The following is a 22,575-nucleotide window of genomic DNA, read 5'->3' on the forward strand; positions in this document are numbered from 1 at the left end:
GCGGTCGAGGTCGTCCACCGGCCGTCCCCGCGTGCGCCCGACGGCCGGTGCGCTGATCGCGCTGGCCGTGGGGTCGGCCGGCGCGCTGCTGACGGGCTGCGGCGGTGACGCGCCCGAGCGCGCCGCCCCACCGGTCAGCCGGCCGGTGCCGACCTGGACCGGCGTGACGTCGTCGCCGCCCGCCCCGCCGTCCGGCCGGCCCTCCGCCCGCGCCTCCGTCACGTCCTCCGCGACGCCGGAGCGGTACGCCCCGCCGCTGCCGCGCTCCCTGCCGGTCTCGATCCGGATCCCGCGCATCGGGGTGTCGGCGCCGGTCTCGCGGCTCGGCCTGCTCCCGGACGGCCGGATCGAGGTGCCTCCGCTCGGCCGGCCGGAGCTGACCGGCTGGTACGAGAAGGGGCCGACACCCGGGGAGGCGGGACCGTCGGTGATCCTCGGGCACGTGGACGCCCACCGGCGGCCGGCGGTGTTCCACCGGCTCACGGAGTTGCGGACGGGCGACCGGGTCGAGGTGACCCGGCGGGACGGTTCGGTGGCGGTGTTCGCGGTGCAGCAGATGGCACGGGTGTCCAAGAGCCGCTTTCCCGGCGAAATGATCTATGGCGAGGACCTCGACCACTCGGCGTTGCGGCTGGTCACCTGCGGCGGTTCCGTCGACTCGCGGACCGGCCATTATGTCGATAATGTGATTGCTTTCACCCGCCTGGTCAGATGACCGGGTGTTCATGGTTGCTCGCCACGGAACGGTGTGAGATATCACCATAATGAACCGCCGAGCGTGCCCTTCCGTGATGAGTGCACGAGGATTCATCCAGCCGGTGGCACGTTCGCCCGGCGGACGCACGGCACCCTTGGCAGCGAGTCAGAGAATCCGCTACAAATCGGACGGCCGGTCCGCGTCGCCCGGCACCCCTACCGGCAAGTACGGGAGGTACCCCGCGTGCAGGCGATCAGTGTTCGGCAGCCCTGGGCCTTCGCCATCGCGCGAGGCGGCAAGACGGTCTACAACCACCCGCTGCCGACCGCCCACCGCGGCCCACTGCTGATCCACGCGTCCATGCGGGTGGACCTGGGCTCGTGCGACTCCCCGCTCATCCGCTCGGCCGGCTGGGACCCCCGGGACCCGCTGGCCACCCTCGGGGCGGTGATCGCGCTCGCCGACCTGTCGGACGTCTGCTCGGCGGCGGCCCGCGGCGAGCCCTGCGCCTGCGGCCCCTGGGCCGAGCCCTCCCGGCACCACTGGCGCCTGTCCGGCGTCCGCGCCCTGCCGCGCCCCATCGTCGCCCTGGGCCGCATGGAGCCCTGGCAGCCGCCGCCCTCCCTCGTCACGTCCGTCCACGCAATGCTCGCCACCGCGACCGCCCCCCGCTCCCGCTGACCCACCCCCCCCCTCGGGCCCGCGCGAGACCACCGACCACACGACGCCCGCCCACCGCGAGCGTCCTCTCGGGGGACCGCCTCGGGCCCGCGTGGGGCCGGTCGGGCGGCTCGCGGAGCCCACGGGGCGGGCGAACGGCCCGGTCCGGTTCAAGGGCGGCGTGTGGATCCTCGTGGGGAGGTCGTCTGTTCGCCGTGTTCGGCGCCTCCCGTCGTTCCGCCGTCCTAGCCGGCGGCCTCGCGGAGGCGGGCGAATTCGGCGGCGAGGCGGTCGAGGGTCCAGCCGGCGTTGAGGCCGCTGGGGTTGGGGAGGACCCACAGTCGGGCGGGGCCGACGCCGGCGTCCTGAGGGCCGATCTTCGTGGTCGGGCTCGCGAAGGCGGTCCGGTACGCGGTGACGCCGGCGACCGCGACGAACGCGGGGCGGTGGGCGGCGGCCAATGCCGCCAGGCGCTGACCGCCGGCGCTCAGTTCCTCCGGGGTGAGCTCGTCGGCTCGGGCTGTGGTGCGGGCGACCAGGTTGGTGATCCCGAGCCCGTACGCCGGGAGGAGGCCCTGTTCGGCGGGTGTCAGTTGACGGTCGGTGAAGCCCGAGCGGTGGAGGGCGGGCCAGAAGCGGTTGCCGGGGCGGGCGAAGTGGTGGCCGGTCGCGCCCGAGTAGAGCCCCGGGTTGATGCCGCAGAACAGGACGCGGAGCAAGGCGCCCTCCGGTGGGAGCACGTCCTCGATGACCAGGTCCCGCGCCGCCTCCAGCTCGTCCTTCGTCGGCCTCGCGCCCACGCCCGCCCTCCCCGCCTCCGCCGTCGGCGGCCCCCGGCGACGGGGGCCGCCGGGTCGTTCACCGCGACAGGCGACGATAGCGCCGGACCGACAGCGGGAAGAACACCGCCGTCAGGACGAGCGGCCAGGCGATCGCCAGCGGCAGGGCGTGGTCGGCGGCCCACGAGCCGCCCTCCCAGCCGGGTGTGCCGAACAGCTCCCGGGCCGCGCCGATGGTGGCCGACAGCGGGTTCCACTCGGCGATCGCGCCGAGCCAGTCGGGCATGGTGGCCGGGTCCACGAAGGCGCTGGACAGGAACCCGACCGGCCACACCAGGACCTGCACCGCCACCAGCGCCTCCGGGCCCTTGGCGATCAGGCCGAGGTAGATCCCGGGCCAGAGCAGGGCGAACCGCAGCAGCATCAGCAGCCCGACCGCGGCCAGCGCGTCGCCGGCGCCCTCGTGCCAGCGCCAGCCCACGGCCAGGCCGCAGACGAGCATGACGGCCAGTCCGAGGGCGGAGTTGAGCATGTCGGCCGCGCCGCGCCCGATCACCACGGCGGACGAGGACATGGGCAGGGAACGGAACCGGTCGGTGACGCCCCGGGAGGCGTCGGTGGCGATGGCCGCGAACGTGGTCTCCACGCCGAAGGCCATCGTCATGGCGAACATCCCGGGCATCAGGAACTCGCGGTAGCTCCCCCCGCCCGGCACCGCCATCTGCCCGCCGAACAGGTAGCCGAACATCAGCACGAGCATCACCGGGAACAGCAGCGCCAGGACGATCTGCTCGGGCCGCCGCGTCCAGTGCCGCAGCGCCCGGCGGGTGAGCGTCCAGCCGTCGGCCAGGGCCCAGCGCAGCCGGCCGCCGCCGGCGGTCTCCACAGAACTCGCGAGGGTCACGCGGCCTCCTTCGCACGGTCGCCGCCGGGGCGGTCCCCGGCGGAACGGTCATCGGCGGAACGGTCCCCGGTGAGGTGCAGGAACACCTCGTCCAGGGTGGGTCGGCGCAGGGCGATGTCCTCGACGACGATGCCCGCGTCGTCGAGCGCCCGGGCGACCTCGGTCAGCGCCGCCACCCGATCGGTGACGGGCGCGGTGAGGCGGCGGGTGCCGGGGTCGCACTCCACCTCCGCGCCGGTCGCCCCGGCGACCAGCACCGTGGCGGCGCGCAACGCGGCGGGGTCGGCCGGGACGACGTCGATCCGGTCGGCGCCGAGCCGGGCCTTGAGCTCCTCCGGGGAGCCCTCGGCGATCACCCGACCCCGGTCAACGACCGAGATCCGCCCGGCCAGCCGGTCGGCCTCCTCGAGGTACTGGGTGGTGAGGAGCACGGTGGTGCCGGCGGCCGCCAGGGCGCGGACCGCGTCCCAGACCTCGGCCCGGCCGCGGGGGTCCAGCCCGGTGGTGGGCTCGTCCAGGAACAGCACCGCGGGGGCCATGATCATGCCGGCGGCCAGATCGAGCCGTCGTCGCATGCCGCCCGAGTACCTGCCCGCGGGCCGTCTCCCCGCGTCGGTCAGCCCGAACCGTTCGAGCAGTTCGTCGGCCCGGCGGCGGGCGGCCCGGCCGGACAGGTGGTACAGCCGGGCGAACATCTCCAGGTTCTCCCTGCCGCTGAGGAGCTCGTCCACGGCCGCGTACTGGCCCACCAGCCCGATCCGCCGCCGCACCGCCGCGGCCTGCCGGGCGACGTCGTGCCCGGCGACCTCGGCGCGGCCCTCGTCCGCGACGAGCAGCGTGGACAGGATCCGCACACAGGTCGTCTTGCCCGCTCCATTGGGGCCCAGCAGTCCGTGCACCGTCCCGGGCGCCACGACGAGGTCCAGGCCGTCCAGGGCCGTGTGCCCGCCGGCGAAACGCTTGCGCAGCCCTTCCGCGCGCACCGCATCCATCGACCCACCTCATTCTGTACGACGTACGGAGTTGCGGGCCATAAATTAACGTACGCGGTACGGAGTGTCAAGCCGTACGGCCTACGGAGTTCTGGACGGCACAATGGCGGGGTGACCACCGAGTACAGCGGCGGCGGAGACCCGACGCGCAGCCTGGAGCTGCTGTGGGACGTCCAGGCCCGGCCACGGCGCGGCCCGAAGCCCAGGCTGACCGTCCGGGCGATCGCCGAGGCCGCCATCGAGGTGGCCGACGCGGAGGGGCTGGCGGCGCTGTCCATGCGCCGGGTCGCCGAGCAGCTCGGGGTCTCCCCCATGTCGCTCTACACCTACGTGCCCGGCAAGGCGGAGCTGCTGGACATCATGCTCGACACCGTCCAGGGCGAGGCCCCGCTCCTCGACGAGCTGCCGGGCGACTGGCGGGCCAGGGTGGAGCACTGGGCCCGCGAGAGCCTGGCCTCCCACCACCGACATCCCTGGGTGCTCCAGGTCGCCACCACCCGCCCTCCGATGGGCCCCAACGAGCTGACCTGGGCCGAGTCGGCCATGCGCGCCCTGGGTGAGACCGGCCTGCCCCCGCGGGAGATCGTGGCCGTGGTCGGCTCCCTGGACGACTACGTCAGGGGGGCCGCCCGCCGGGCCGTGGACGCCGCCCAGGCCGAGCGGCGCATCGGCACGACGGAGGAGCAGCACTACCGCGACCGCGCGCCGCTGCTGGAGCGGCTGATCACGGCGGACCGCTTCCCGACGATGCACCGCTTCCACCACGCCGGGGTCTTCGACGACCCTCTCGACGCGTTCGAGTTCGGTCTGCGGCGACTGCTGGACGGCATCGAGGCGTTCATCTCCCATACCGAAAGTAATGACTCAGTCACGTAGAGCTGATGATTGGGGCATCATGCTGGCGTGACACAGCGCTGGCGTACCCCGGCCGCCGTCGCCGCCGTCCTGCTCCTGCTCGGTGTCGGCGTCGCCGCCCTCGTGGCCCCCCTCCTCGCCGAGGACGACGACCTCGGGACCCAGGCCAACGCCGCGCAGTTGGTGTCGGTGCCGCTGGCGGTGTCGCCGTTGGTGCTGGCCGTCCTCGTGTGGTGGCGGCGCGGCGCGGTCCTCGCCGACTCGCCCAGCGCCGAGCAGCTCGACCACGCGCGGCGCACGCTGGCCGGGCTGGTGCTGGCCCAGTGGCGGACCGAGGCGGCGCTCCGACAGCTCGACGACCCGGCGCCGCTGGCCGTGCACTGGCGGCTCGGCGCCGCGGGGCTGATGGACCAGACGGGGCGGCTCAGCCGGCGGCGGCACCGCTTCCACGGCCGCACCGACCGGATCGGCGAGCTGGCGCAGGAGTTCCGCGGGCTGGCCCGGCGGCGGCTGGTGATCCTGGGCGAGCCGGGGTCCGGCAAGACCACGCTGGCCGTGCTGCTCGTCCGGGAGCTGCTCGAACACCCGCGGCAGGACGAGCCGGTGCCGGTGCTGCTGTCGATGTCCGGCTGGCATCCGGCCCGCGAGCCGCTGCGCGAGTGGCTGGCCCGGCGGCTGGCGGAGGACTACCCGGCGCTGCGCGCCGACGTGTTCGGGCCCGGCGCGCCGCGGGCCCTGGTGGCGCAGCGGTGCATCCTGCCCGTGCTGGACGGGTTGGACGAGGTCCCCGAGTCGGTGCGGCCCGAGATCGTTCAGGCGCTCAACGCGGCGATGGGCGACGCCGACGGGATCGTGCTCACCTGCCGGACGGCCGAGTACCGCACCGTCCTGGCCGACCCGGGCGGCGATCGGCTGTCGGCGGCGGCCGTGATCGAGCCCGACCCGATCACGCCGCGCGCCGTGGCCGCCTACCTGGCCGACTGCCTGCCGCCGCGCCCGGACGGTTCGTGGCCGCGGCTGCTGCACCGGCTGCGGACGGGGGCCTCGCCGCTGGCCGAGGCCCTGCACACCCCGTTGACGCTGTGGCTGCTGCGGAAGGTCTACCTCGACACCCGCCGCGATCCCGGGCACCTGCTGGACCCCATGGCGTTCCCGACCGCGGCGAGCGTCCACGACCACCTGCTGGACGAGCTGACCGCCGCCCTCACCGGCTCCGGCCATCGCAAGCGGTCCTGGGACGCCCGGACGGCGGAGACCTGGCTCGGTTTCCTCGCCCACCACCTGCAGCGCAACCGCACCCGCGACCTGGCGTGGTGGCGGCTCCGCAGCGCCGTGCCGCCCCATCAGCTCAGGATGGCGGCGATCCCCTGGACGACGCTGCTGTTCGTCGTGGCCTATCCGGTGCTGCTGTCGCTGATCCTGGAGCTGCCGTACGAGCGGCTGCCCGTGGGCGCGCTCATCGGTCTGGCGTTCGGCCCGGTCATGGGGCTCGCGGTCGGGTTCGCGGGACGGATCCGGGCGGCGCTGGTCGGCGGCGCGGTGGCGCTTCCGGCGGGGCTGGCGACGGCGCTGGTGATGTTCGAGAGCGACGATTGGCGCGACAGCCCCGTGTTCGGGCTCACCTACATCAGCATCGGGGTGCTGCCCTTCACGGTGGCGTTCGGATTGACCGCGTCCGGCTCGCGCGGCATCGCGCCGGGTCAGGTGGGTCTGCGGCTGCGGGGCCGTTTCGTGTCGCTGCTGCGGCACCTGCTGTACGTACCGGTCGCCGGGGTGCTGGCGTGCGCCCTCATCACCCCGCTCGCCCTCGTGGCGGACATGCGGGCGGGCGAGATCGTGGTGCTGGGCATGCTCTACGGCGCGCCGCTGGGGATGATGGTCGGTCTGCTGCGGTGGGCGACGCGGCCGCTGGCGCGGGACGCTCCGCACACTCCGGCGTCCACGCTGCGCGGCGACATCCGGCTGTCGTACGTGACGGGCGCGGCCATCGGTCTGATCAGCTTTCCGTCGGTGACGCTGGTGGCCGGGTTCTTCTATCCGTTCTGGATCCCGCCGTTGGTCTGCGCGGCGCTGCTGCGGAACGCCAGCACCGTCTACCTGCTGACGCTGATCGTCCTGGCGGGGCGTCGGCGGGTGCCGTTCCGGCTGATGCGGTTCCTGGACGAGGCGCACCGGATCGGGCTGCTGCGGCAGGTGGGGCCGGTCTACCAGTTCCGGCACGCGCAGTTGCAGGACCGGCTCGCCGCCGCCTACGCGGGACGGGCCGCCTCCCCACCCGGGGAGACGGCCCACCTGTGAGCGTCGGCGTCCGCCTTACTTGCGGAGCAGGTTGCGCAGGACGTACTGCATGATGCCGCCGTTGCGGTAGTAGTCGGCCTCGCCCGGGGTGTCGATCCGGACGACGGCGCGGAACTCCCTGCCGTCGGCCTTGACGGTGACCTCGCGCGGGATCCCGCCCTCGTTGAGCTTCTCGACCCCGACGATGTCGAACGTCTCCGTGCCGGTCAGGCCCAGCGTCGCGGCCGACTCGCCCTCGGCGAACTGCAGGGGCAGCACGCCCATGCCGATGAGGTTGGAGCGGTGGATCCGCTCGTACGACTCGGCGATGACGGCGCGGACGCCCAGCAGCGCGGTGCCCTTGGCCGCCCAGTCGCGGGAGGAGCCGGAGCCGTACTCCTTGCCGGCGATGACGACCAGCGGGGTGCCCTGCGCGGCGTAGTTCTGCGCGGCGTCGTAGATGAAGGACTGGGGCGCGTCGTCCTGGGTGAAGTCGCGCGTGTAGCCGCCCTCGACGTCGTCCAGGAGCTGGTTGCGCAGCCGGATGTTGGCGAAGGTGCCGCGGATCATCACCTCGTGGTTGCCGCGCCGCGAGCCGTAGGAGTTGAAGTCCTTGACGGCGACGCCGTTCTCCTCCAGGTACCGCGCGGCGGGGGTGCCGACCTTGATGGAACCGGCGGGCGAGATGTGGTCGGTGGTGACCGAGTCGCCGAGCTTGGCCAGGACGCGGGCGCCGGCGATGTCGGTGACCGGCGTCGGCTCCAGGCCCATGCCGTCGAAGTACGGGGCCTTGCGGACGTACGTGGACGACGGGTCCCACTCGAAGGTGCCGCCGGTCGGGATGTCGAGGCCGCGCCAGCGGTCGTCGCCCTTGAAGACGTCGGCGTAGCTCTGCGTGAACATCTCCTGGCCGATGGACGACTCGACGATCTCGGCGACCTCCTCGGCGGAGGGCCAGATGTCCCGCAGGTACACGGGGCCGTCGGCGCCGTCGGCGATCGGGTCGTTGAGGATGTCGATGTCCATCGTCCCGGCCAGCGCGTACGCGATGACCAGCGGCGGGGACGCCAGGTAGTTCATCTTCACGTCGGGGCTGATGCGGCCCTCGAAGTTGCGGTTGCCGGACAGGACCGCGGTGACCGCGAGGTCGTTGTCGTTGACCGCCTTGGAGATCTCCGGCTGCAGCGGGCCGGTGTTGCCGATGCAGGTGGTGCAGCCGTACCCGACGAGGTTGAACCCGATCTTGTCGAGGTAGGGGGTGAGGCTCGCCCGCTCGAGGTAGTCGGTGACGACCTGGGATCCGGGGGCGAGGGAGGTCTTCACCCACGGCTTGCGGGTGAGGCCCCTCTCGACGGCCTTCTTCGCGACGAGCGCGGCGCCGATCATCACGTACGGGTTGGACGTGTTGGTGCAGGAGGTGATGGCGGCGACGGCGACGTGGCCGTGGTCCAGCTCGAACTTCGTGCCGTCCTCCATGACGACGTCCACACGCGTGTGCGGGCGGTCGCCGGCGTCGCCCACGGCGGGCGAGTCGGAGGCGGGGAACGACTCGAGGCCGGCCTCGTCGGCGTTCTTCACGTAGTTCTGGACGTCGCGGCGCCAGGTCTCCTTGGCGGTGGAGAGCGCGATGCGGTCCTGCGGGCGCTTGGGCCCGGCCAGCGACGGGACGACCGTGCCGAGGTCCAGCTCGAGGTACTCGGAGAAGTCCGGCTCGACGGACGGGTCGAGCCACATGCCCTGCTCCTTGGCGTACGCCTCGACGAGCGCGATCTGCTCGTCGGAACGGCCGGTGAGGCGCAGGTACTTCACGGTCTCGTCGTCGATCGGGAAGATCGCGCAGGTGGAGCCGAACTCGGGGCTCATGTTGCCGATGGTGGCGCGGTTGGCCAGCGGCAGGGCGGCGACGCCCTCGCCGTAGAACTCGACGAACTTGCCGACGACGCCGTGCTTGCGGAGCATCTCGGTGATGGTCAGCACGAGGTCGGTGGCGGTGGTGCCGGCGGGCAGCTCACCGGTCAGCTTGAAGCCGACGACCCGCGGGATCAGCATGGAGATCGGCTGACCGAGCATCGCGGCCTCCGCCTCGATGCCGCCGACGCCCCAGCCCAGGACGCCGATGCCGTTCTCCATCGTGGTGTGGGAGTCGGTGCCGACGCACGTGTCGGGATAAGCGACGCCGTCGCGGTCGAAGACGACGCGGGCCAGGTGCTCGATGTTGACCTGGTGGACGATGCCGGTGCCCGGGGGCACGACCTTGAACTCGTCGAACGCGGTCTGGCCCCAGCGCAGGAACTGGTAGCGCTCCTTGTTGCGCTCGTACTCGACCGCGACGTTGCGCTCGAACGCCTGCGGGGTGCCGAAGTGGTCGACGATCACGGAGTGGTCGATGACCATCTCGGCGGGCGCCAGCGGGTTGATCTTCGTGGGGTCGCCGCCGAGGTCGCGGACGGCCTCCCGCATCGTGGCCAGGTCCACGACGCAGGGCACGCCGGTGAAGTCCTGCATGATGACGCGGGCGGGGGTGAACTGGATCTCCTTGCTGGGCTGCGCGTTCGCGTCCCAGCCGGCCAGCGCGCGGATGTGGTCGGCGGTGACGTTCGCGCCGTCCTCGGTGCGGAGCAGGTTCTCCAGCAGCACCTTCAGGCTGTACGGGAGACGGGCCGAACCTTCGACGGCGTCCAGCCGGTAGATCTCGTACGACTTGCCGCCCACCCGCAGGGTGTTGCGGGCGTCGAAGCTGTTCGCGGACACGACTCCTCCTCCATCACGCCGCGCGCCGGGTCGGCGGTCCGCGCGGCGTTCGTTCTCCGGGCGCTCTGTACGACTCATGTTCGCTGCCGGCCAGGTCCGGCGCGGTCGGTATTCCCCTGAATCCTGCCCTAGCCGCGGTGGTCGCACCGACTCAGGTGAGCCTAACTTCCGCGGCTTTTTCTCTCGACGTCAAGATACTGATGATTTTACCTCGACATCAAGATATCGGCATCCGGGAACAGGAGGACGGGCTCGGCCGTTCTCGATATATCGTTGTTGTATCGCGAGAGATCTCAGCAAGGTCTCAGAAGGTGGGTGAAGAACATGAACTCCGGAACTTTCGACGCACGCTGGGCGTTCGCCGCCGCCGCGCTGGGCGCGAAGGCCGCCAAGGCCGCGGCCGGTCATCACCGACACGGCTGCGGCCCCGGCGCGCACGCGCAGGGACCCGGCTTCGGCTGGATGTTCGGCGGTGGCGGACCGGGCCCCTGGGGGCAGCACGGCCCGTTCGGACGCGGGGCCGGCCCCTGGGGCAAGCGCGGCCCCTGGCAGAGCGGCGGCCGGGCCCGCAAGGGCAACGTGCGGGCGGCCGTCCTGGCGCTGCTCGCCGAGGAGCCCCGCAACGGCTACCAGATCATCCAGCAGATCAACGAGCGCAGCGACGGCGCGTGGAAGCCCAGCCCCGGCGCGGTCTACCCGGCCCTCCAGCAGCTTGTCGACGAGGGCCTGATCGTCGGCGAGGCCGGCGAGGGGCGCAAGACGTACTCCCTCACCGACGAGGGCCGCGCCCACGTCGACGCGCACGCCGACGAGCTGACCGCGCCCTGGGCCGAGATGACCCCCGACCTCGGCGAGGGCGTGCCCGAGCTGCTCCGGCAGGCCGCCCAGACCGGGGCCGCCGTGATGCAGATCGTCCACGCCGGCTCCCCCGAGCAGGTGGCCGCGGCCAAGGACGTCCTCGCCGACACCCGCCGCAGGCTGTACCGCATCCTCGCCGACGACGACCACGAGGAGTAGAGACGATGGACCTGCGCATCGGCGACGCCGAGCGCGACGCGGTCACCGAGGCCCTGCATGAGCACTTCGCCAAGGGCCGGCTGACCCGCGACGAGTTGGACGCACGCCTCGGCGCGGCGCTGGCCGCCAAGACCGAGGGCGACCTGCGGCAGATCGTCAGGGACCTCCCGGGACCCGGCCGCTCGGTCGAGGTCGCCTGGTCCCCGCACCACCGGGCGGCCCTGGAGCACCGGCGGCGTCATCGCCACGGCCCTCCCCCGGTGGTGCCGTTCCTGTTCGCCTTCTTCCTGATCGGGGCGATCGCGTCGGGGCCGGCCGTCGGGATGTTCATCGCCTTCCAGTCGCTCGTGCTGTTCTGGCTGGTCGGCGGGATGTTCTGGTTCGTCCACCGCAGACGCCACCACCGTCTGCACGGCGGGCGCTGACCGCCCGCGGGCGCCGGTCGGCCTCCCGGGCCGGGTAGACCGGGCGGGCGGGGCCGTGGGAATCTCTCGCATGCCCTCCGAGAGGTTCCTGCGCCCCGTGTCCGACGTGGCCCGGCCCGCCGAGAGCGGGCTGCGCGCCACGGTCGAGGAGTTCGCGACGATCGAGCGCGCCCCCTGTTCGGCGGGGGAACGGGAGGCGGCCCACCTGATCGCCCATCGGCTGCGGATGCTGGGCTGCGAGGCCGCCGTCGAGGAGGAGCCCGCGTTCGACTCGTACGCGCTGCCGGTGGGGGCGCTGGCGGTGCTGGGGGCCGTGGCGGGAGCGGTCGGCGGGCGGTCGCGGGCGCTGGGCGCGCTCGGGGGCGGAGCGGCGGCCGTCGGACTGGCCGACGAGATCTCCTACGGGCGGCAACTGGCGCGCAGGGTCGTGAGCCGGCGGCGGACGGCCTGCAACGTGGTGGCCGAGTCGGGCGACCGAGGGGCGCGGCGGACGCTGGTGGTGATGGCGCACCACGACGCGGCGCCGTCGGGGGCGATCTTCGACCAGACGCTGGAGCGCTGGTTCGTCCGGCGGTTCCCCGGCGTGGTCGAGCGGATGACGGAGAACCCGCCGCTGTGGTGGGCGGCGTTGGCCGGTCCCGCGCTGGCGGGGCTGGGCAGCGCGACCGGGTCGGCGGGGCTGCGGCGGACGGGCGCGGTGATGAGCGCGGTGACGGCGGCGGCGATGGCCGACATCGGCTCGCGCAGGCCGGTGCCCGGGGCCAACGACAACCTCAGCGGGGTCGCGGTGCTGATCGCGCTGGCCGAGGCGTTCCGGGCCCGGCCGGTGGAGGGGCTGCGGGTGATCCTGTTCTCGGCGGGCGCGGAGGAGGCGTTGCAGGAGGGTGCGCGCGGGTTCGCCCGACGGCACTTCCCCCGGCTGCCGAGGGAGCGCACCTGGTTCCTCAACCTCGACACGGTGGGGTCGGGCAACCTGGTGATGCTCGACGCCGAGGGCCCGCTACGGATGGAGCCGTACCACGCGGCGTTCGGCGATCTGGTGGCCCGATGCGCGAAGGAACAGGGCGTGCCGCTGCGGCGCGGCCTGCGGTCGCGCAACAGCACCGACGGGGTCGTGCCCAATCGGCACGGCTACCCGACGGCGTGCGTGGTGTCGGTGGACGACGACAAGCTGCTGCCGCACTACCACCTGCCGACGGACCTGCCCGAGCACGTCGACTACGGCTGCGTGGCCGACGCCGCCCTGCTCTCCGAGGCGGTCGCCCGCACCCTGACGGCCGACGCGTAGCCCCTCGCCGGCGAGGGCCCCGACGCGCCGGTCGGAGGCGGTCGCCCGCGTTTCGGCGGCGGACGCGTAGCGGCTCAGCGCAGCGCGGCGGCCTTCCGGGCGAGGGCCTCGACGCGCGCCCAGTCACCCGAACGGACGGCGTCGTCCGGGGTCAGCCAGGTGCCTCCCACGCAGCCGACGTTCGCAAGCGCGAGGTAGTCGGCGGCGGTGTCCGGGGTGATGCCCCCGGTCGGGCAGAACCGGACCTGCGGGAGCGGGCCCGCCAGGGACCGCAGGTAGTCGGGGCCGCCGGCGGCCTTGGCGGGGAAGAACTTCATCGCCGTGATCCCGTGCTCCAGCAGGGCCATGGCCTCCGACGCCGAGGAGACGCCCGCCAGGAACGGCAGGCCGGTGGCGGTCATCGCCTCGCGCAGCGCGTCCGTGCAGCCGGGGCTGACCAGGAAGCGGGCACCCGCGCCGGCGGCGGCCTCGGCCTGCCCGGGGGCGACGACCGTGCCCGCGCCGACGACCGCGTCCGGGACCTCCGCCGCGATCCGCTCGACGGCCTCCAGCGCGGCGGGGGTGCGCAGCGTGACCTCGATCGCCGGCAGCCCGCCGGCCACCAGCGCGCGGGCCAGCGGCACCGCGTCGGCCGCGTCGCGCAGCACGACGACGGGGACGACGGGGCACACGTCCAGCAGTTCTTCGGCGTTCACACGGGCTCCAGTGCGGCGAGTCGGGCGGCGGCCCCCGCCAGGGCGGGGGTCGGGGCGACGATGAGGGCGGTCGGGATGGCGCGCAGGTAGCGCTCGACGGGAGGCTTGGCCTCGAAGCGGCGGCGGAAGTCGCTGCGGCGGAGCGTCTCCCAGACACGGGGCAGGATACCTCCGCCCAGGTAGACGCCGCCGCGCGCGCCGAAGGTGAGCGCCACGTTGCCCGCGAACGCGCCGAGCAGCGCGCAGAACGTCTCCAGCGTCTCGTGGCACAGCGGGTCGGTGCGTCGGGCGCAGATCTGCGCGGCCGTCAGCGGCTCGGCGGCGACCCCGTTCAGCCGGGCCGTCAGCCCGTACAGCCGGGTGAGGCCGTCGCCGGACAGCAGGTGCTCGGCGGAGGCGGTCTCGCCGTCCTCGCGCAGCATCCGGGCGATGCGCAGCTCGCGGTCGGTGCCGGCGGGCAGGTCGACGTGACCGCCCTCGCCGGGGACGGCGACGAGCCGGTCGCCGGCGCGGACCAGCCCGGCGACGCCGAGCCCGGTGCCCGGTCCGAGGACGGCGGCCGGAGCGTCGCCGGCGGGCAGGGACTCCCCCACGGCGCGCAGGTCGCCGGGGGCCAGGGTGGGCAGCGCCAGCGCCAGCGCCTCGAAGTCGTTGATCAGCTCCACCCGGTCGAGGCGCAGGTCGGCGGCGACCTCGGCGGCGCTGCCGGACCAGTGCGCGTTGGTCAGCCGGTACGTGCCGTCGCCGCCGACCGGGCCCGCGACCGCCACGCAGGCGGCGGTGGGGTGGACGTCGCCGGCGTGCCGGAACAGGTAGGTCGAGGCCGCCTCGGCGAGCCCGGCGTGGTCGCGGAGGGCGAGCACCTGGACCCGGCTGGGGGCCTCGCCCGGCGACTGGACGAGACCGAAGCGGGCGTTGGTGCCGCCGATGTCGGCGACCAGCCAGGGCCGTTGCAGCGAGGGCGCGGTCATGACGCGAACACCGCCGCCCCCCGCTCGGCCGGCCCGACCGCCCGGCGGAAGGCCGCGAACAGCTCGCGACCGGTGCCGGCCCACTCGTCGGCGTCGGGGGCGGCCCCGGTGGGCTCCCGCGCGGCGAACTCCTCGTCCGGCACCAGCACGTCCAGCACTCCTCGGTCGGCGTCCAGCCGGATGACGTCGCCGTCGCGGACGCGGGCGAGCGCCCCGCCGGCGGCGGCCTCCGGGGAGACGTGGATGGCGGCCGGGATCGCTCCCGACGCGCCGGACATGCGGCCGTCGGTGACGAGCGCGACCCGATGGCCCCGGTCCTGCAGGACGGCCAGCGGCGGGGTGAGCTTGTGCAGTTCGGGCATGCCGTTGGCGCGCGGCCCCTGGTAGCGGACGACCGCGACGACGTCGGCGTCCAGTTCGCCGGCGTCGAACGCGGCCTGCAGCGCCTCCTGCGAGTCGAACACGCGGGCGGGGGCCTCGACGACGCGGTGCTCCGTGTCCACCGCCGAGACCTTCACGACGGCGCGGCCGAGGTTGCCGCGGACGGTGTGCAGGCCGCCGTGCGCGTCGAACGGGTCGGCGACGGGTCGGAGGACGGTGGGGTCGGCGGACTCGCCGAGGCCGGGCCGCCAGGTCAGCCCGTCCGGCCCCAGCTCGGGCACCGTGCGGTAGTCGGCGAGGGACTTGCCGCCGACGGTGCGGACGTCCTCGTGCAGCAGGCCCGCGTCGAGCAGCTCGCCGATGAGGAACGCCGTGCCCCCGGCGGCGTGGAAGTGGTTCACGTCGGCGGTGCCGTTGGGGTACAGCCGCGTCAGCAGCGGCGTGACCGCCGACAGCTCGTCGAAGTCGTCCCAGGTCAGCTCGATGCCCGCGGCGGCCGCCATGGCGACCAGGTGGAGCGTGTGGTTGGTGGAGCCGCCGGTGGCCAGCAGCGCCACCACCCCGTTGACGAACGCCCGCTCGTCCAGGACCTCGCCGATGGGGGTGTGGGAGGCGCCGAGGGCGGTGAGCTCGGTGACCCGACGCCCGGCCTCGGCGGTGAGGGCCTCGCGCAGGTCGGTGCCCGGGGGCACGAAGCTCGCGCCGGGCAGGTGCAGGCCCATCACCTCCATCAGCATCTGGTTGGAGTTGGCGGTGCCGTAGAAGGTGCAGGTGCCCGGTGAGTGGTACGAGGCGGCCTCGGCCTCCAACAGCTCGTCGCGGCCGACCTCGCCCTGCGCGTACAGCTTGCGGACCTTGGCCTTCCGCGCGTTGGGGAGGCCGGAGTGCATCGGCCCGGCCGGCACCAGGAGGGTCGGCAGGTGCCCGAACGCCAGGGCGCCGATGACCAGGCCGGGCACGATCTTGTCGCAGACGCCCAGCAGGAGCGCGCCGTCGAACATGTCGTGGGCCAGCGCGACGGCGGTGGCCATGGCGACCACGTCCCGGCTGAACAGCGACAGCTCCATGCCGGCGCGGCCCTGGGTGATCCCGTCGCACATGGCGGGGACGCCGCCGGCGAACTGGGCGGTGCCGCCGGCCTCGTCGACCGCCCTCTTCAACACCGCCGGGTAGTCCCGCAGCGGCTGGTGGGCGGACAGCATGTCGTTGTACGCGGAGACGACGGCGATGTTGGGGCTCACCGCACCGCGCAGCCGGATCTTGTCGGTGGGCCCGCAGGCCGCGAAGCCGTGCGCGAGGTTGGCGCAGCCCAACGCGCCGCGCGCGGGGCGTTCGGCCGCGGCGGCGTCCGCGATCCGCGCGAGGTACGCGGACCGGCGGCGGGCGCTCCGTTCGGCGATGCGTTCGGTGACCCGTGCGACCACGGGCTGGGGCAAGGGCGGCATTCGGTCACTCCGGAGGGCGAGGCGACGATCATGGCAAACTATCGCCCACATAGGGAAGTTGTACAAGCGTTCTTATGAACGCTGGGTTACAAAAGCTTGCGAACATGTGCGGGTCGACACACAGAACCCTCCATGATTCACTGTGCGAATGCCGAGACGCCCCTCCACCAGCGGAGAGTTGCTCCGCCTGATCCGTGAGGAGGGTGTCGCCACCCGCGCCGAGCTCGGCCGCCTGACCGGGCTGTCGCGACCGGCCGTCACCCTGCGCGTCACCGAGCTGATCCGGCACGGGCTGGTGGTCGAGCGGCCCGGGGAGCTGTCGTCGGGCGGCCGGCCGCCGGCCCGGCTCCGGTTCAACGCGGCGGGCGGCGCCGTCCTCGTCGCCAACCTGGGTCGACGCCGCGGCCAGGTCGCGGTCTGCGACCTCGGCGGGCGGATCCTCGTCCAGTGCGCCCCCGACCTGCCCGCCGACCGCGGCCCGGAGGCCGTGCTCGAACGACTGCTGGACCACTGGGAGCACCTGCTCGGCAAGGCGGGGCTCGCCCGCGAGAGCGTGCGCGGCGTCGGGGTGGGCAGCCCCGGCACCACCGAGCTGGCCACCGGGGCCCCGGGAGCCCCGCCGATCCTGCCGGGTCCGGGCCGCGACGGCATCGACCTGCGCCCGATGGTGGCCCGCAGGTTCCCGGTGCCGGCGTACCTCGACAACGACGTCAACGTGGCGGCGCTCGGCGAGTACCAGGCGCGCTACCGGGGCCGGATCGAGGACATGCTCTTCGTGAAGCTGTCCACCGGGATCGGCGCCGGGCTGGTCGCGGGCGGCCGGATCCAACGCGGCGCGCTCGGCGCGGCCGGGGAGATCGGCCACATCCCGGTCCGGGACGGCGGCGGCACGCCGTGCCGCTGCGGCAACCTCGACTGCGTCGAGGCGGTCGCGGGCGGCACCGCGCTGGTGGCGCGATCGGGGGCGACCGACCTGGCCGAGCTGGCGGCCCGCGCGAGCGGCGGCGAGCCCGAGGCGGTGGCGCTGGTCCGGGCGGCGGGCCGCCGGGTCGGCGAGGTCATCGCCGCCGCCGTCAATCTGCTCAATCCGGCCGTGGTCGTGCTCGGCGGCGACCTCACCGGGGCCTACGAGCCGCTGATCGCCGGGGTCCGCGAGGTCGTGTACCAGCGGGCCACCGCCCTGGCCACCCGACAGCTCCGGATCGAGCCCAGCATGCTGGGCGACTCGGCGGGCCTGATGGGGTGCGCCGCGATGGTGCTCGACCACATCCTGTCCCCCGCCGCGATCGACGAGACCCTCTCCGCCCGCTGATCGGCCGGGCCCGCCGGGCACCGACCGGAGGGCCGCGCGGTGCGGATGAACGCCGTCGAGGCGCTGGGGACGGAGCGGTGCGGCGTTCCCGGGGTGGACAATCTCGACCTGCCGGACTGTACTTGTGTTCCACGTCACAAACCCGGGGGTCGTTCGGTTGGGGAACTGCACATGTCGACAGTCACGCTCGAATCCGTCAGCAAGGTCTACCCGGGAGGCCGGCGCGCCGTCGCCGATCTCTCGCTGACGATCGCCGACGGCGAGTTCTTCGTCCTGCTCGGTCCGTCCGGCTGCGGCAAGTCCACCACGCTGCGGATGGTGGCCGGGCTGGAGGACATCACCAGCGGCGGGCTCTGGCTGGACGACCGGCCGGCCAACGGGCTGACCCCCCGCGAGCGCAACGTCGCCATGGTGTTCCAGAACGGCGCCCGCTACCCGCACCGGACGGTGTGCGGCGGCGGCGGGGTCCCACGGGAGACCGCGCGGACGGGTTCGGCGGAGGCGGGTCGGGAGCCCGCCGTCCTCCTGATGGACGAGCCGCCGTCCGGCCTCGACGCCGCGCCGCGCACCGTCCCGCGGGCGGAGATCGGCGGGCGGGTCCGCGGGGCGGGCGTCACCACCCTCTACGTGACCCACGACCACGTCGAGGCCCTCGCCCTGGCCGACCGGATCGCGGTGCTGCGCGACGGATTCCTGGAGGACGTCGGCACCCCGACCCAGATCTACGAGAGCCCGGCGACCGCCTTCGTCGCCGCGTTCCTCGGCGCGCCCCGGATCAACCTGCTGTCGGCCGTCCCGGAGGCGGTGCCGGGCGAGGGGGTCGTGCTCGACCTGGGCACGCAGCGGCTGACCGTTCCGTGGGCCGATCCGCGCGCCGAGCATCTCGCCGGCCGCCACGGCGAGCCGGTGATCCTGGGGCTCCGTCCGGACGCGCTGCGGCCCACCGGCGACCCGCATCTGGGGCCGGTGCTGTCCGGCCACATCCGCACGCTGGAGTTCCACGGGCACGAGTGGCTGGCGCACGTCGACGCGGACGTGACGGTCGTGGACGCCGACGCCGTGGGCCGCCGGTCCCGGCCGGCGCGGGCCGTCGCCCCGCAGCCCGTCGTCCCGCAGCCGGGGGGCGTGGCGGGCCGGGCGCTGTCGATGCTGCTCGGCGGGGCCGCCCGGCGCGAGCCCGCGGAGCCGTCCGCGCATCTCGGCGGCCACCGCCCCGAACTGCTCGCCCGGCTGGACTCGCGGGTCGGGTTCGGCCCGGGCATGCTCGTCCACCTCGCCGTCGACCTGGACCGGATGCCGATCTTCGGTGGGGACGGCCGCCGGGTCGACCCCGTGCGACGCTGAACCGTCGGCGGGGGCGGCGGTCCCCTCCCCCGGCCGGTGCGTCACGGGGGACGACAGCGCGACGCCGGACTGTTACTCTCACGCCCGTTGGCAACAGGCCCGTAGGTGTCGGCGGCGGAGGCGGTGGCGGCATTGCCACAGCGAGGCGCGGAGCGCCCCACTTGAGCCTGGACGGCGCCCGGGACGAGACCGCCCGCCGGGAGTTCCACGGTTTCTTCGAACGGCACCATCGCGAACTCGCCCGGCTGGCGTACCTGCTGCTGGGCGACGCCGACGCCGCCGACGACCTGGCCGCCGACGCCCTGGTCGCCACCTGGCGCCGCTGGGACCGCGTTCGCGGCGCCGACCAGCCCCTGGCCTACGTGCGACGGATCGTGGTGAACATGTGCAACAGCCGGCTGCGCGCCCTGGTCCGCGAGCGCGGGAGGCTGTCGGCGCTCGGAGCGGTCGCCGTGGACCGGACCGACGGCCCCGACGTCCCGGCGATGGTCGACGTGCGGGCGGCGCTGCGGCGACTGCCGGACCGCAAACGGGCCTGTATCGTCCTGCGGTACGCCTTCGACCTGTCGGAGCAGGAGACGGCGCGCGTGCTCGGCGTCTCGGTCGGCACGGTCAAGAGCCAGACCTCGCGGGCGGCGGCGGAGCTGGAGCGGGTACTGCGCGGCCGCGGCTCGGCCGCCGACGTCCTGTCGGGACACCGGGCGGGCGCCGTACGGCCGCAGAACCGGCCGGAGAGGGAGGCGTGATGCCCGGGCGGCGCGATCGGCGCACCGAGGAGTCCCTCGCCGCGCTGCGCGACCAACTGTGCGCGGAGGCCGACCGGCACCGGCCCGACACGGCCCGGATGTGGGCCCGGATCGAGGCGGCCCTCGCCGAACCCGAGCCCGAGCCCCTGTCGGTGTCGCCCGCGGAGGACTTCGACGCGCCACCGCCGCACCGCCGCCGGGCCCGTCGCGGCGGACTGTGGGCGGTCGCGGCCGGCTTCGCCACCGCCACGGTGCTGGGCGTCACCTCGCTGGTGGTGCCGGCGATGACCGACCGCGCAGACGACGGCGACGCGGTGACCCTCGGCCGGCAGGGCGTGAGCGGCCCGCCGCCGCCGTCCCCGCCGGCCTCTCCCCTGGCCGGCCCTCCCGTCGAGGGGACCCGGAAGAACACCGAGACGGGTGTCACCGCCCCTTCGACGCCCCGCCCCCGCGCACGCGGCGCGGCGCGCCCCCCGGCGGGCGGCGGCTCGGGCGGCAGCGCGCCGATCCTCGTGAAGGGGTCCCGAGACCGCGACGGCACCGTGTACTGGGCGCGCAACAACGTGACGGTGACGGTGCGCCGCTCGCTGGAGGTCCTCGACGTGGTCGTCCGGATCAGGCGCGACCTGGGGACCGTTCCGGCCCGTGGATGGACGACCCTGCCGAACTCGTCCGTCGGAATCGACACCGATCTGACCCCCGACGCGGTCGTCTACCGCTTCAGCCTGCGCCCCGGACGTCGGGTGGAGCCGGGGACCTACACGTTCGCCGTCCAGTACCGTCCGGGCGGGCGGCATGACGCGTCCGGGGACACCTACGTGGTCCGGGCCGTCGGCGCCGGCGGCGGCGGGGACACGACGGCCGGCGGACATTTCTGACGGACGGCAACCTTTCACCCTCCGGCGTCGACTAGAGGGCGGGACACGAAGCCGCGCACACCGGGGCCACTCCGCATCGCCCCGGTGTTTCCCCTCGGCCTGCCCGCCCGCGGCCCCTGGGCGGGCAGGCCGCCCTTCCCTCCTGCACAGGGCGCTCGCCCGGTTTCGAACCGAGAACCTCCGGAGCCACAATCCGGTGTGCAGACCACCACACCACGAACGCCGTGATCCGGCATCGCGAAGGACGACTCCGCCATTCTCGACGCCGAGTGACGAGTGCAGGAATCGAACCTGCCTGATGCGGTTTATGAGGCCGCCGGATGCACCAGCATCCCTACTCGTCGGGAAGAGCGGAGGGTGTGAGGATCGAACTCACGCAGGTGACCCTGACGACGGCTTAGCAAGCCGCTGCCTTACCGCTCGGCCAACCCTCCGAAACGAAGAACCGCCCTGCCGGACCTGGTCCGGGGGCGGCGCGCGGTGGGCGTGAAAGGTCACGTCCGTCGGCGGCTCCGGGGACCGGGCATGCTGCGGCTGTCGTGCATTCGGTGATGGCTTCGCATCGTTCCGCGCCCTTTCTCTTCCGGCCCCGCCGTTCTCGATGCCCTCACTATGCCCGAGCGCCTTCCGGGCGGGCAAACCATTAAAAGTCAGGCCCGCGACCTTTCGGCGAGGCGCGTGCGCACGACGATGTCGTGGAGCGCGTCGTGCGCTCCGGGCTCCGCCGGGAGGAGCGAGCGTTCGCGTTCGGCCTCGATGCGCTCGGTGAGCGCGACGACGTCCGCGCCCAGCAGGTCGCGTCCGGGGGCGGCGGTCGGCGGCGGGCCCTTCTCGGCGGCCTTCTTGGCCTCGATGAGGTCCGGCAGGTAGTCGGGGCCGTATCGCGGGGCGAGCACCCGCAGGTCCGCCTCGACCTCCCCGGTGCGCATCAGGTGCAGGCCCGTGAGGAGCACCCGGAAGGTGTAGAGCAGCGGCTTGAGCATCCCGCTCTTCTCGTACAGGCTCCACTGATTGCGGGCGAAGCCGAGGTAGTGGTGGGCGTGGTTGCGGGTGACGAGGTCCGGCACCAGCGCCAGCATCTCCTCGTGGACGGGCGAGGTGGCCACGACCAGCGGCGAGGTCAGTTGCTCCAGGACGTAGCCGTTGCGGGTGAGCAGCATCCGGCAGAACTTGGCCACGTCATGGGTGACGACGTCGACCTCGACGTCCATGCCGTCGGACTCGTCCCCCTCGTTCCACATGGCGGTGACCGTCTCGGTGCCGGTGCGGAGGCCGACGACCTCCTCCAGCGGGAGCAGGTGGACGCCGCGCACGTCGACGTCGGAGTCGACCGAGGGGAATCCGTACAGGTGGGCCCCGCTGATGGTGAGGAAGGCGCGCGGGTACGGGTGGGCCCGTTCGACGCGGTCCAGGACCCCGGCGGGCAGGTGCGTCTCGGCGTTCACGAGACCGCCCTGCGCCGGACGGAGATCAGCAGGTCCTCCACGCGGGCCCGGTCGGGCTCGGGCGGCAGCGGGCCGGTGTCGGACGCGGCGTCCATGTCCTTCTCCAGCGCCGCGCGCCAGCGTTCGATCTCCGCCCAGTCCAGCTCACCGCGCCGCACCGCCAGCAGCGGCTCGCGGTACTCGTCGACCCGGACGAGGGGCTCGCCGTGCTCGACCAGGTGACGGCCGCTGATCAGCAGCCGCAGCAGGTGCATCACGTGTTTCCAGCGGGGCTCGCCGCGGTTGCGGTAGTCGCCTTCGAGCTTGCGGAACTGGCTGTCGGCGTACCGGGTGAACGTGCGCTGGGCGTGCCGGGACAGGAAGGCGTCGCGGATCTCCAGCAGCTCCCGCCCCACGTCGGTCACCTGCTCGACCAGCGGCGACCACAGGCATTCCAGGACGGTCGGGTTGGCCGCCAGCGCCAGGGTGCAGAACCGCTCGAACTCCCAGGAGAACCGCTCGGGGTCCGGGCCGTCGACATGGGACGGCGGCTTGTCGAACCCCCAGAACAGCGGCGTCGGCACGACGAACACCCCGCGCCGGTCGATGTCGCTGTCCTCGGTGTCCAGGCCGTACGCCCGCGAGCCGACCACCACCGACAGCACCGTGTGCTCGCGCACCAGTCGTGCGCCCGACATGTCCCCCGTGGTCATGACCCCAGCCTGGCACATCGT

20 protein-coding genes and 3 tRNA genes are annotated in these 22,575 nt (G+C 73.8%); 11 read left to right on the top strand and 12 right to left on the bottom strand.

The window, feature by feature from the left end; translation table 11 throughout:
• Positions 1-31: 31 nt before the first annotated feature.
• Entirely contained in the window at positions 32-715 is a 684-nt protein-coding gene (locus tag DFJ69_RS03245; RefSeq protein ID WP_245973969.1) for a class F sortase, read from the top strand.
• Between the two features lie 225 nt (positions 716-940).
• Positions 941-1,378: an ASCH domain-containing protein gene (locus DFJ69_RS03250; RefSeq protein WP_116021103.1), complete on the top strand. Its 438-nt coding sequence runs from the start codon at positions 941-943 to the stop codon at positions 1,376-1,378.
• A gap of 224 nt (positions 1,379-1,602) precedes the next feature.
• Here the strand turns inward: DFJ69_RS03250 and mug are convergent, their stop codons facing one another.
• The 3 genes from mug to DFJ69_RS03265 are packed head-to-tail and all read right to left on the bottom strand — an operon-like array spanning position 1,603 to position 4,032.
• Positions 1,603-2,157 (bottom strand): G/U mismatch-specific DNA glycosylase, encoded by a 555-nt coding sequence (gene mug, locus DFJ69_RS03255; RefSeq protein WP_116021104.1) that lies wholly within the window; start codon positions 2,155-2,157, stop codon positions 1,603-1,605.
• A 58-nt stretch (positions 2,158-2,215) separates the two neighbouring features.
• Positions 2,216-3,040 (bottom strand): ABC transporter permease, encoded by an 825-nt coding sequence (locus tag DFJ69_RS03260; RefSeq protein ID WP_116021105.1) that lies wholly within the window; start codon positions 3,038-3,040, stop codon positions 2,216-2,218.
• Positions 3,037-4,032 carry an ATP-binding cassette domain-containing protein gene (locus DFJ69_RS03265; protein WP_116021106.1) on the bottom strand — a complete coding sequence of 332 codons (996 nt, stop codon included), beginning with the start codon at positions 4,030-4,032 and terminating at the stop codon, positions 3,037-3,039. The genes DFJ69_RS03260 and DFJ69_RS03265 overlap by 4 nt, the downstream gene beginning before the upstream one ends.
• Before the next feature lie 111 nt (positions 4,033-4,143).
• Here DFJ69_RS03265 and DFJ69_RS03270 point away from each other — a divergent pair, with 111 nt between their 5' ends.
• Both DFJ69_RS03270 and DFJ69_RS03275 read left to right on the top strand, forming a co-directional pair.
• Positions 4,144-4,908, top strand: coding sequence for a TetR/AcrR family transcriptional regulator (locus DFJ69_RS03270; RefSeq protein ID WP_116021107.1), 765 nt, complete (start codon positions 4,144-4,146; stop codon positions 4,906-4,908).
• Between the two features lie 27 nt (positions 4,909-4,935).
• On the top strand, positions 4,936-7,185 hold the full coding sequence (locus DFJ69_RS03275) for an NACHT domain-containing protein (protein ID WP_116021108.1): 2,250 nt from the start codon (positions 4,936-4,938) through the stop codon (positions 7,183-7,185).
• 15 nt (positions 7,186-7,200) lie between these two features.
• Here the strand turns inward: DFJ69_RS03275 and acnA are convergent, their stop codons facing one another.
• Complete coding sequence (gene acnA, locus DFJ69_RS03280; protein WP_116021109.1) at positions 7,201-9,915, bottom strand: aconitate hydratase AcnA; 2,715 nt, start codon at positions 9,913-9,915, stop codon at positions 7,201-7,203.
• Positions 9,916-10,239: 324 nt separating this feature from the next.
• On the opposite strand from acnA, the gene DFJ69_RS03285 reads away from it, so the two are divergent.
• The 3 genes from DFJ69_RS03285 (at position 10,240) to DFJ69_RS03295 (ending at position 12,645) form a co-directional block, all read left to right on the top strand.
• Complete coding sequence (locus DFJ69_RS03285; RefSeq protein ID WP_116021110.1) at positions 10,240-10,932, top strand: PadR family transcriptional regulator; 693 nt, start codon at positions 10,240-10,242, stop codon at positions 10,930-10,932.
• A gap of 5 nt (positions 10,933-10,937) precedes the next feature.
• Positions 10,938-11,357: a DUF1707 SHOCT-like domain-containing protein gene (locus tag DFJ69_RS03290; protein WP_116021111.1), complete on the top strand. Its 420-nt coding sequence runs from the start codon at positions 10,938-10,940 to the stop codon at positions 11,355-11,357.
• Positions 11,358-11,427: 70 nt separating this feature from the next.
• A complete protein-coding gene (locus DFJ69_RS03295) occupies positions 11,428-12,645 on the top strand; it encodes a M28 family metallopeptidase (protein ID WP_116021112.1) in 1,218 nt (405 codons plus the stop codon).
• Positions 12,646-12,719: 74 nt separating this feature from the next.
• Here DFJ69_RS03295 and eda read toward each other — a convergent pair whose 3' ends face one another.
• From eda to edd, 3 genes are read right to left on the bottom strand one after another with little or no spacing between them, the layout of a single operon-like run.
• Positions 12,720-13,340, bottom strand: coding sequence for a bifunctional 4-hydroxy-2-oxoglutarate aldolase/2-dehydro-3-deoxy-phosphogluconate aldolase (gene eda / locus DFJ69_RS03300; protein WP_116021113.1), 621 nt, complete (start codon positions 13,338-13,340; stop codon positions 12,720-12,722).
• Entirely contained in the window at positions 13,337-14,311 is a 975-nt protein-coding gene (gene glk, locus DFJ69_RS03305; protein ID WP_116021114.1) for a glucokinase, read from the bottom strand. The genes eda and glk overlap by 4 nt, the downstream gene beginning before the upstream one ends.
• Positions 14,308-16,137: a phosphogluconate dehydratase gene (gene edd / locus DFJ69_RS03310; RefSeq protein ID WP_116021115.1), complete on the bottom strand. Its 1,830-nt coding sequence runs from the start codon at positions 16,135-16,137 to the stop codon at positions 14,308-14,310. The genes glk and edd overlap by 4 nt, the downstream gene beginning before the upstream one ends.
• 148 nt (positions 16,138-16,285) lie before the next feature.
• Here edd and DFJ69_RS03315 point away from each other — a divergent pair, with 148 nt between their 5' ends.
• The 4 genes from DFJ69_RS03315 (at position 16,286) to DFJ69_RS03330 (ending at position 20,417) form a co-directional block, all read left to right on the top strand.
• Entirely contained in the window at positions 16,286-17,449 is a 1,164-nt protein-coding gene (locus DFJ69_RS03315; RefSeq protein ID WP_116021116.1) for an ROK family transcriptional regulator, read from the top strand.
• A 171-nt stretch (positions 17,450-17,620) separates the two neighbouring features.
• On the top strand, positions 17,621-18,793 hold the full coding sequence (locus tag DFJ69_RS03320; RefSeq protein WP_116021117.1) for an ABC transporter ATP-binding protein: 1,173 nt from the start codon (positions 17,621-17,623) through the stop codon (positions 18,791-18,793).
• A 161-nt stretch (positions 18,794-18,954) separates the two neighbouring features.
• Positions 18,955-19,539, top strand: a complete 585-nt coding sequence (locus DFJ69_RS03325) for a SigE family RNA polymerase sigma factor (RefSeq protein WP_116021118.1) — start codon at positions 18,955-18,957, stop codon at positions 19,537-19,539.
• Positions 19,539-20,417, top strand: coding sequence for a hypothetical protein (locus DFJ69_RS03330; protein WP_116021119.1), 879 nt, complete (start codon positions 19,539-19,541; stop codon positions 20,415-20,417). Before DFJ69_RS03325 ends, DFJ69_RS03330 begins: the two co-directional genes overlap by 1 nt.
• Before the next feature lie 150 nt (positions 20,418-20,567).
• Here the strand turns inward: DFJ69_RS03330 and DFJ69_RS03335 are convergent.
• From DFJ69_RS03335 to DFJ69_RS03350, 5 genes are all read right to left on the bottom strand, one after another.
• Positions 20,568-20,640: transfer RNA gene (locus DFJ69_RS03335), tRNA-His, on the bottom strand.
• A 47-nt stretch (positions 20,641-20,687) separates the two neighbouring features.
• A tRNA-Met gene (locus DFJ69_RS34075) sits at positions 20,688-20,760 on the bottom strand.
• A gap of 8 nt (positions 20,761-20,768) precedes the next feature.
• Positions 20,769-20,851: transfer RNA gene (locus DFJ69_RS03340), tRNA-Ser, on the bottom strand.
• A gap of 216 nt (positions 20,852-21,067) precedes the next feature.
• Entirely contained in the window at positions 21,068-21,862 is a 795-nt protein-coding gene (locus tag DFJ69_RS03345) for a nucleotidyltransferase domain-containing protein (RefSeq protein WP_245973970.1), read from the bottom strand.
• Positions 21,859-22,554 carry a nucleotidyltransferase domain-containing protein gene (locus tag DFJ69_RS03350; RefSeq protein WP_116021120.1) on the bottom strand — a complete coding sequence of 232 codons (696 nt, stop codon included), beginning with the start codon at positions 22,552-22,554 and terminating at the stop codon, positions 21,859-21,861. The genes DFJ69_RS03345 and DFJ69_RS03350 overlap by 4 nt, the downstream gene beginning before the upstream one ends.
• Positions 22,555-22,575 lie beyond the last annotated feature (21 nt).

The organism is Thermomonospora umbrina, from assembly GCF_003386555.1.
Taxonomy (GTDB): Bacteria; Actinomycetota; Actinomycetes; order Streptosporangiales; family Streptosporangiaceae; genus Thermomonospora; species Thermomonospora umbrina.

Coding starts and splice junctions, on each gene's coding strand:
- DFJ69_RS03265 (WP_116021106.1), bottom strand. CDS start 4,032: ATGGATGCGGTGCGCGCGGAAGGGCTGCGCAAGCGTTTCGCCGGCGGG.
- DFJ69_RS03285 (WP_116021110.1), top strand. CDS start 10,240: ATGAACTCCGGAACTTTCGACGCACGCTGGGCGTTCGCCGCCGCCGCG.
- DFJ69_RS03290 (WP_116021111.1), top strand. CDS start 10,938: ATGGACCTGCGCATCGGCGACGCCGAGCGCGACGCGGTCACCGAGGCC.
- DFJ69_RS03295 (WP_116021112.1), top strand. CDS start 11,428: ATGCCCTCCGAGAGGTTCCTGCGCCCCGTGTCCGACGTGGCCCGGCCC.
- glk (WP_116021114.1), bottom strand. CDS start 14,311: ATGACCGCGCCCTCGCTGCAACGGCCCTGGCTGGTCGCCGACATCGGC.
- edd (WP_116021115.1), bottom strand. CDS start 16,137: ATGCCGCCCTTGCCCCAGCCCGTGGTCGCACGGGTCACCGAACGCATC.
- DFJ69_RS03315 (WP_116021116.1), top strand. CDS start 16,286: ATGCCGAGACGCCCCTCCACCAGCGGAGAGTTGCTCCGCCTGATCCGT.
- DFJ69_RS03320 (WP_116021117.1), top strand. CDS start 17,621: ATGTCGACAGTCACGCTCGAATCCGTCAGCAAGGTCTACCCGGGAGGC.
- DFJ69_RS03330 (WP_116021119.1), top strand. CDS start 19,539: ATGCCCGGGCGGCGCGATCGGCGCACCGAGGAGTCCCTCGCCGCGCTG.
- DFJ69_RS03350 (WP_116021120.1), bottom strand. CDS start 22,554: ATGACCACGGGGGACATGTCGGGCGCACGACTGGTGCGCGAGCACACG.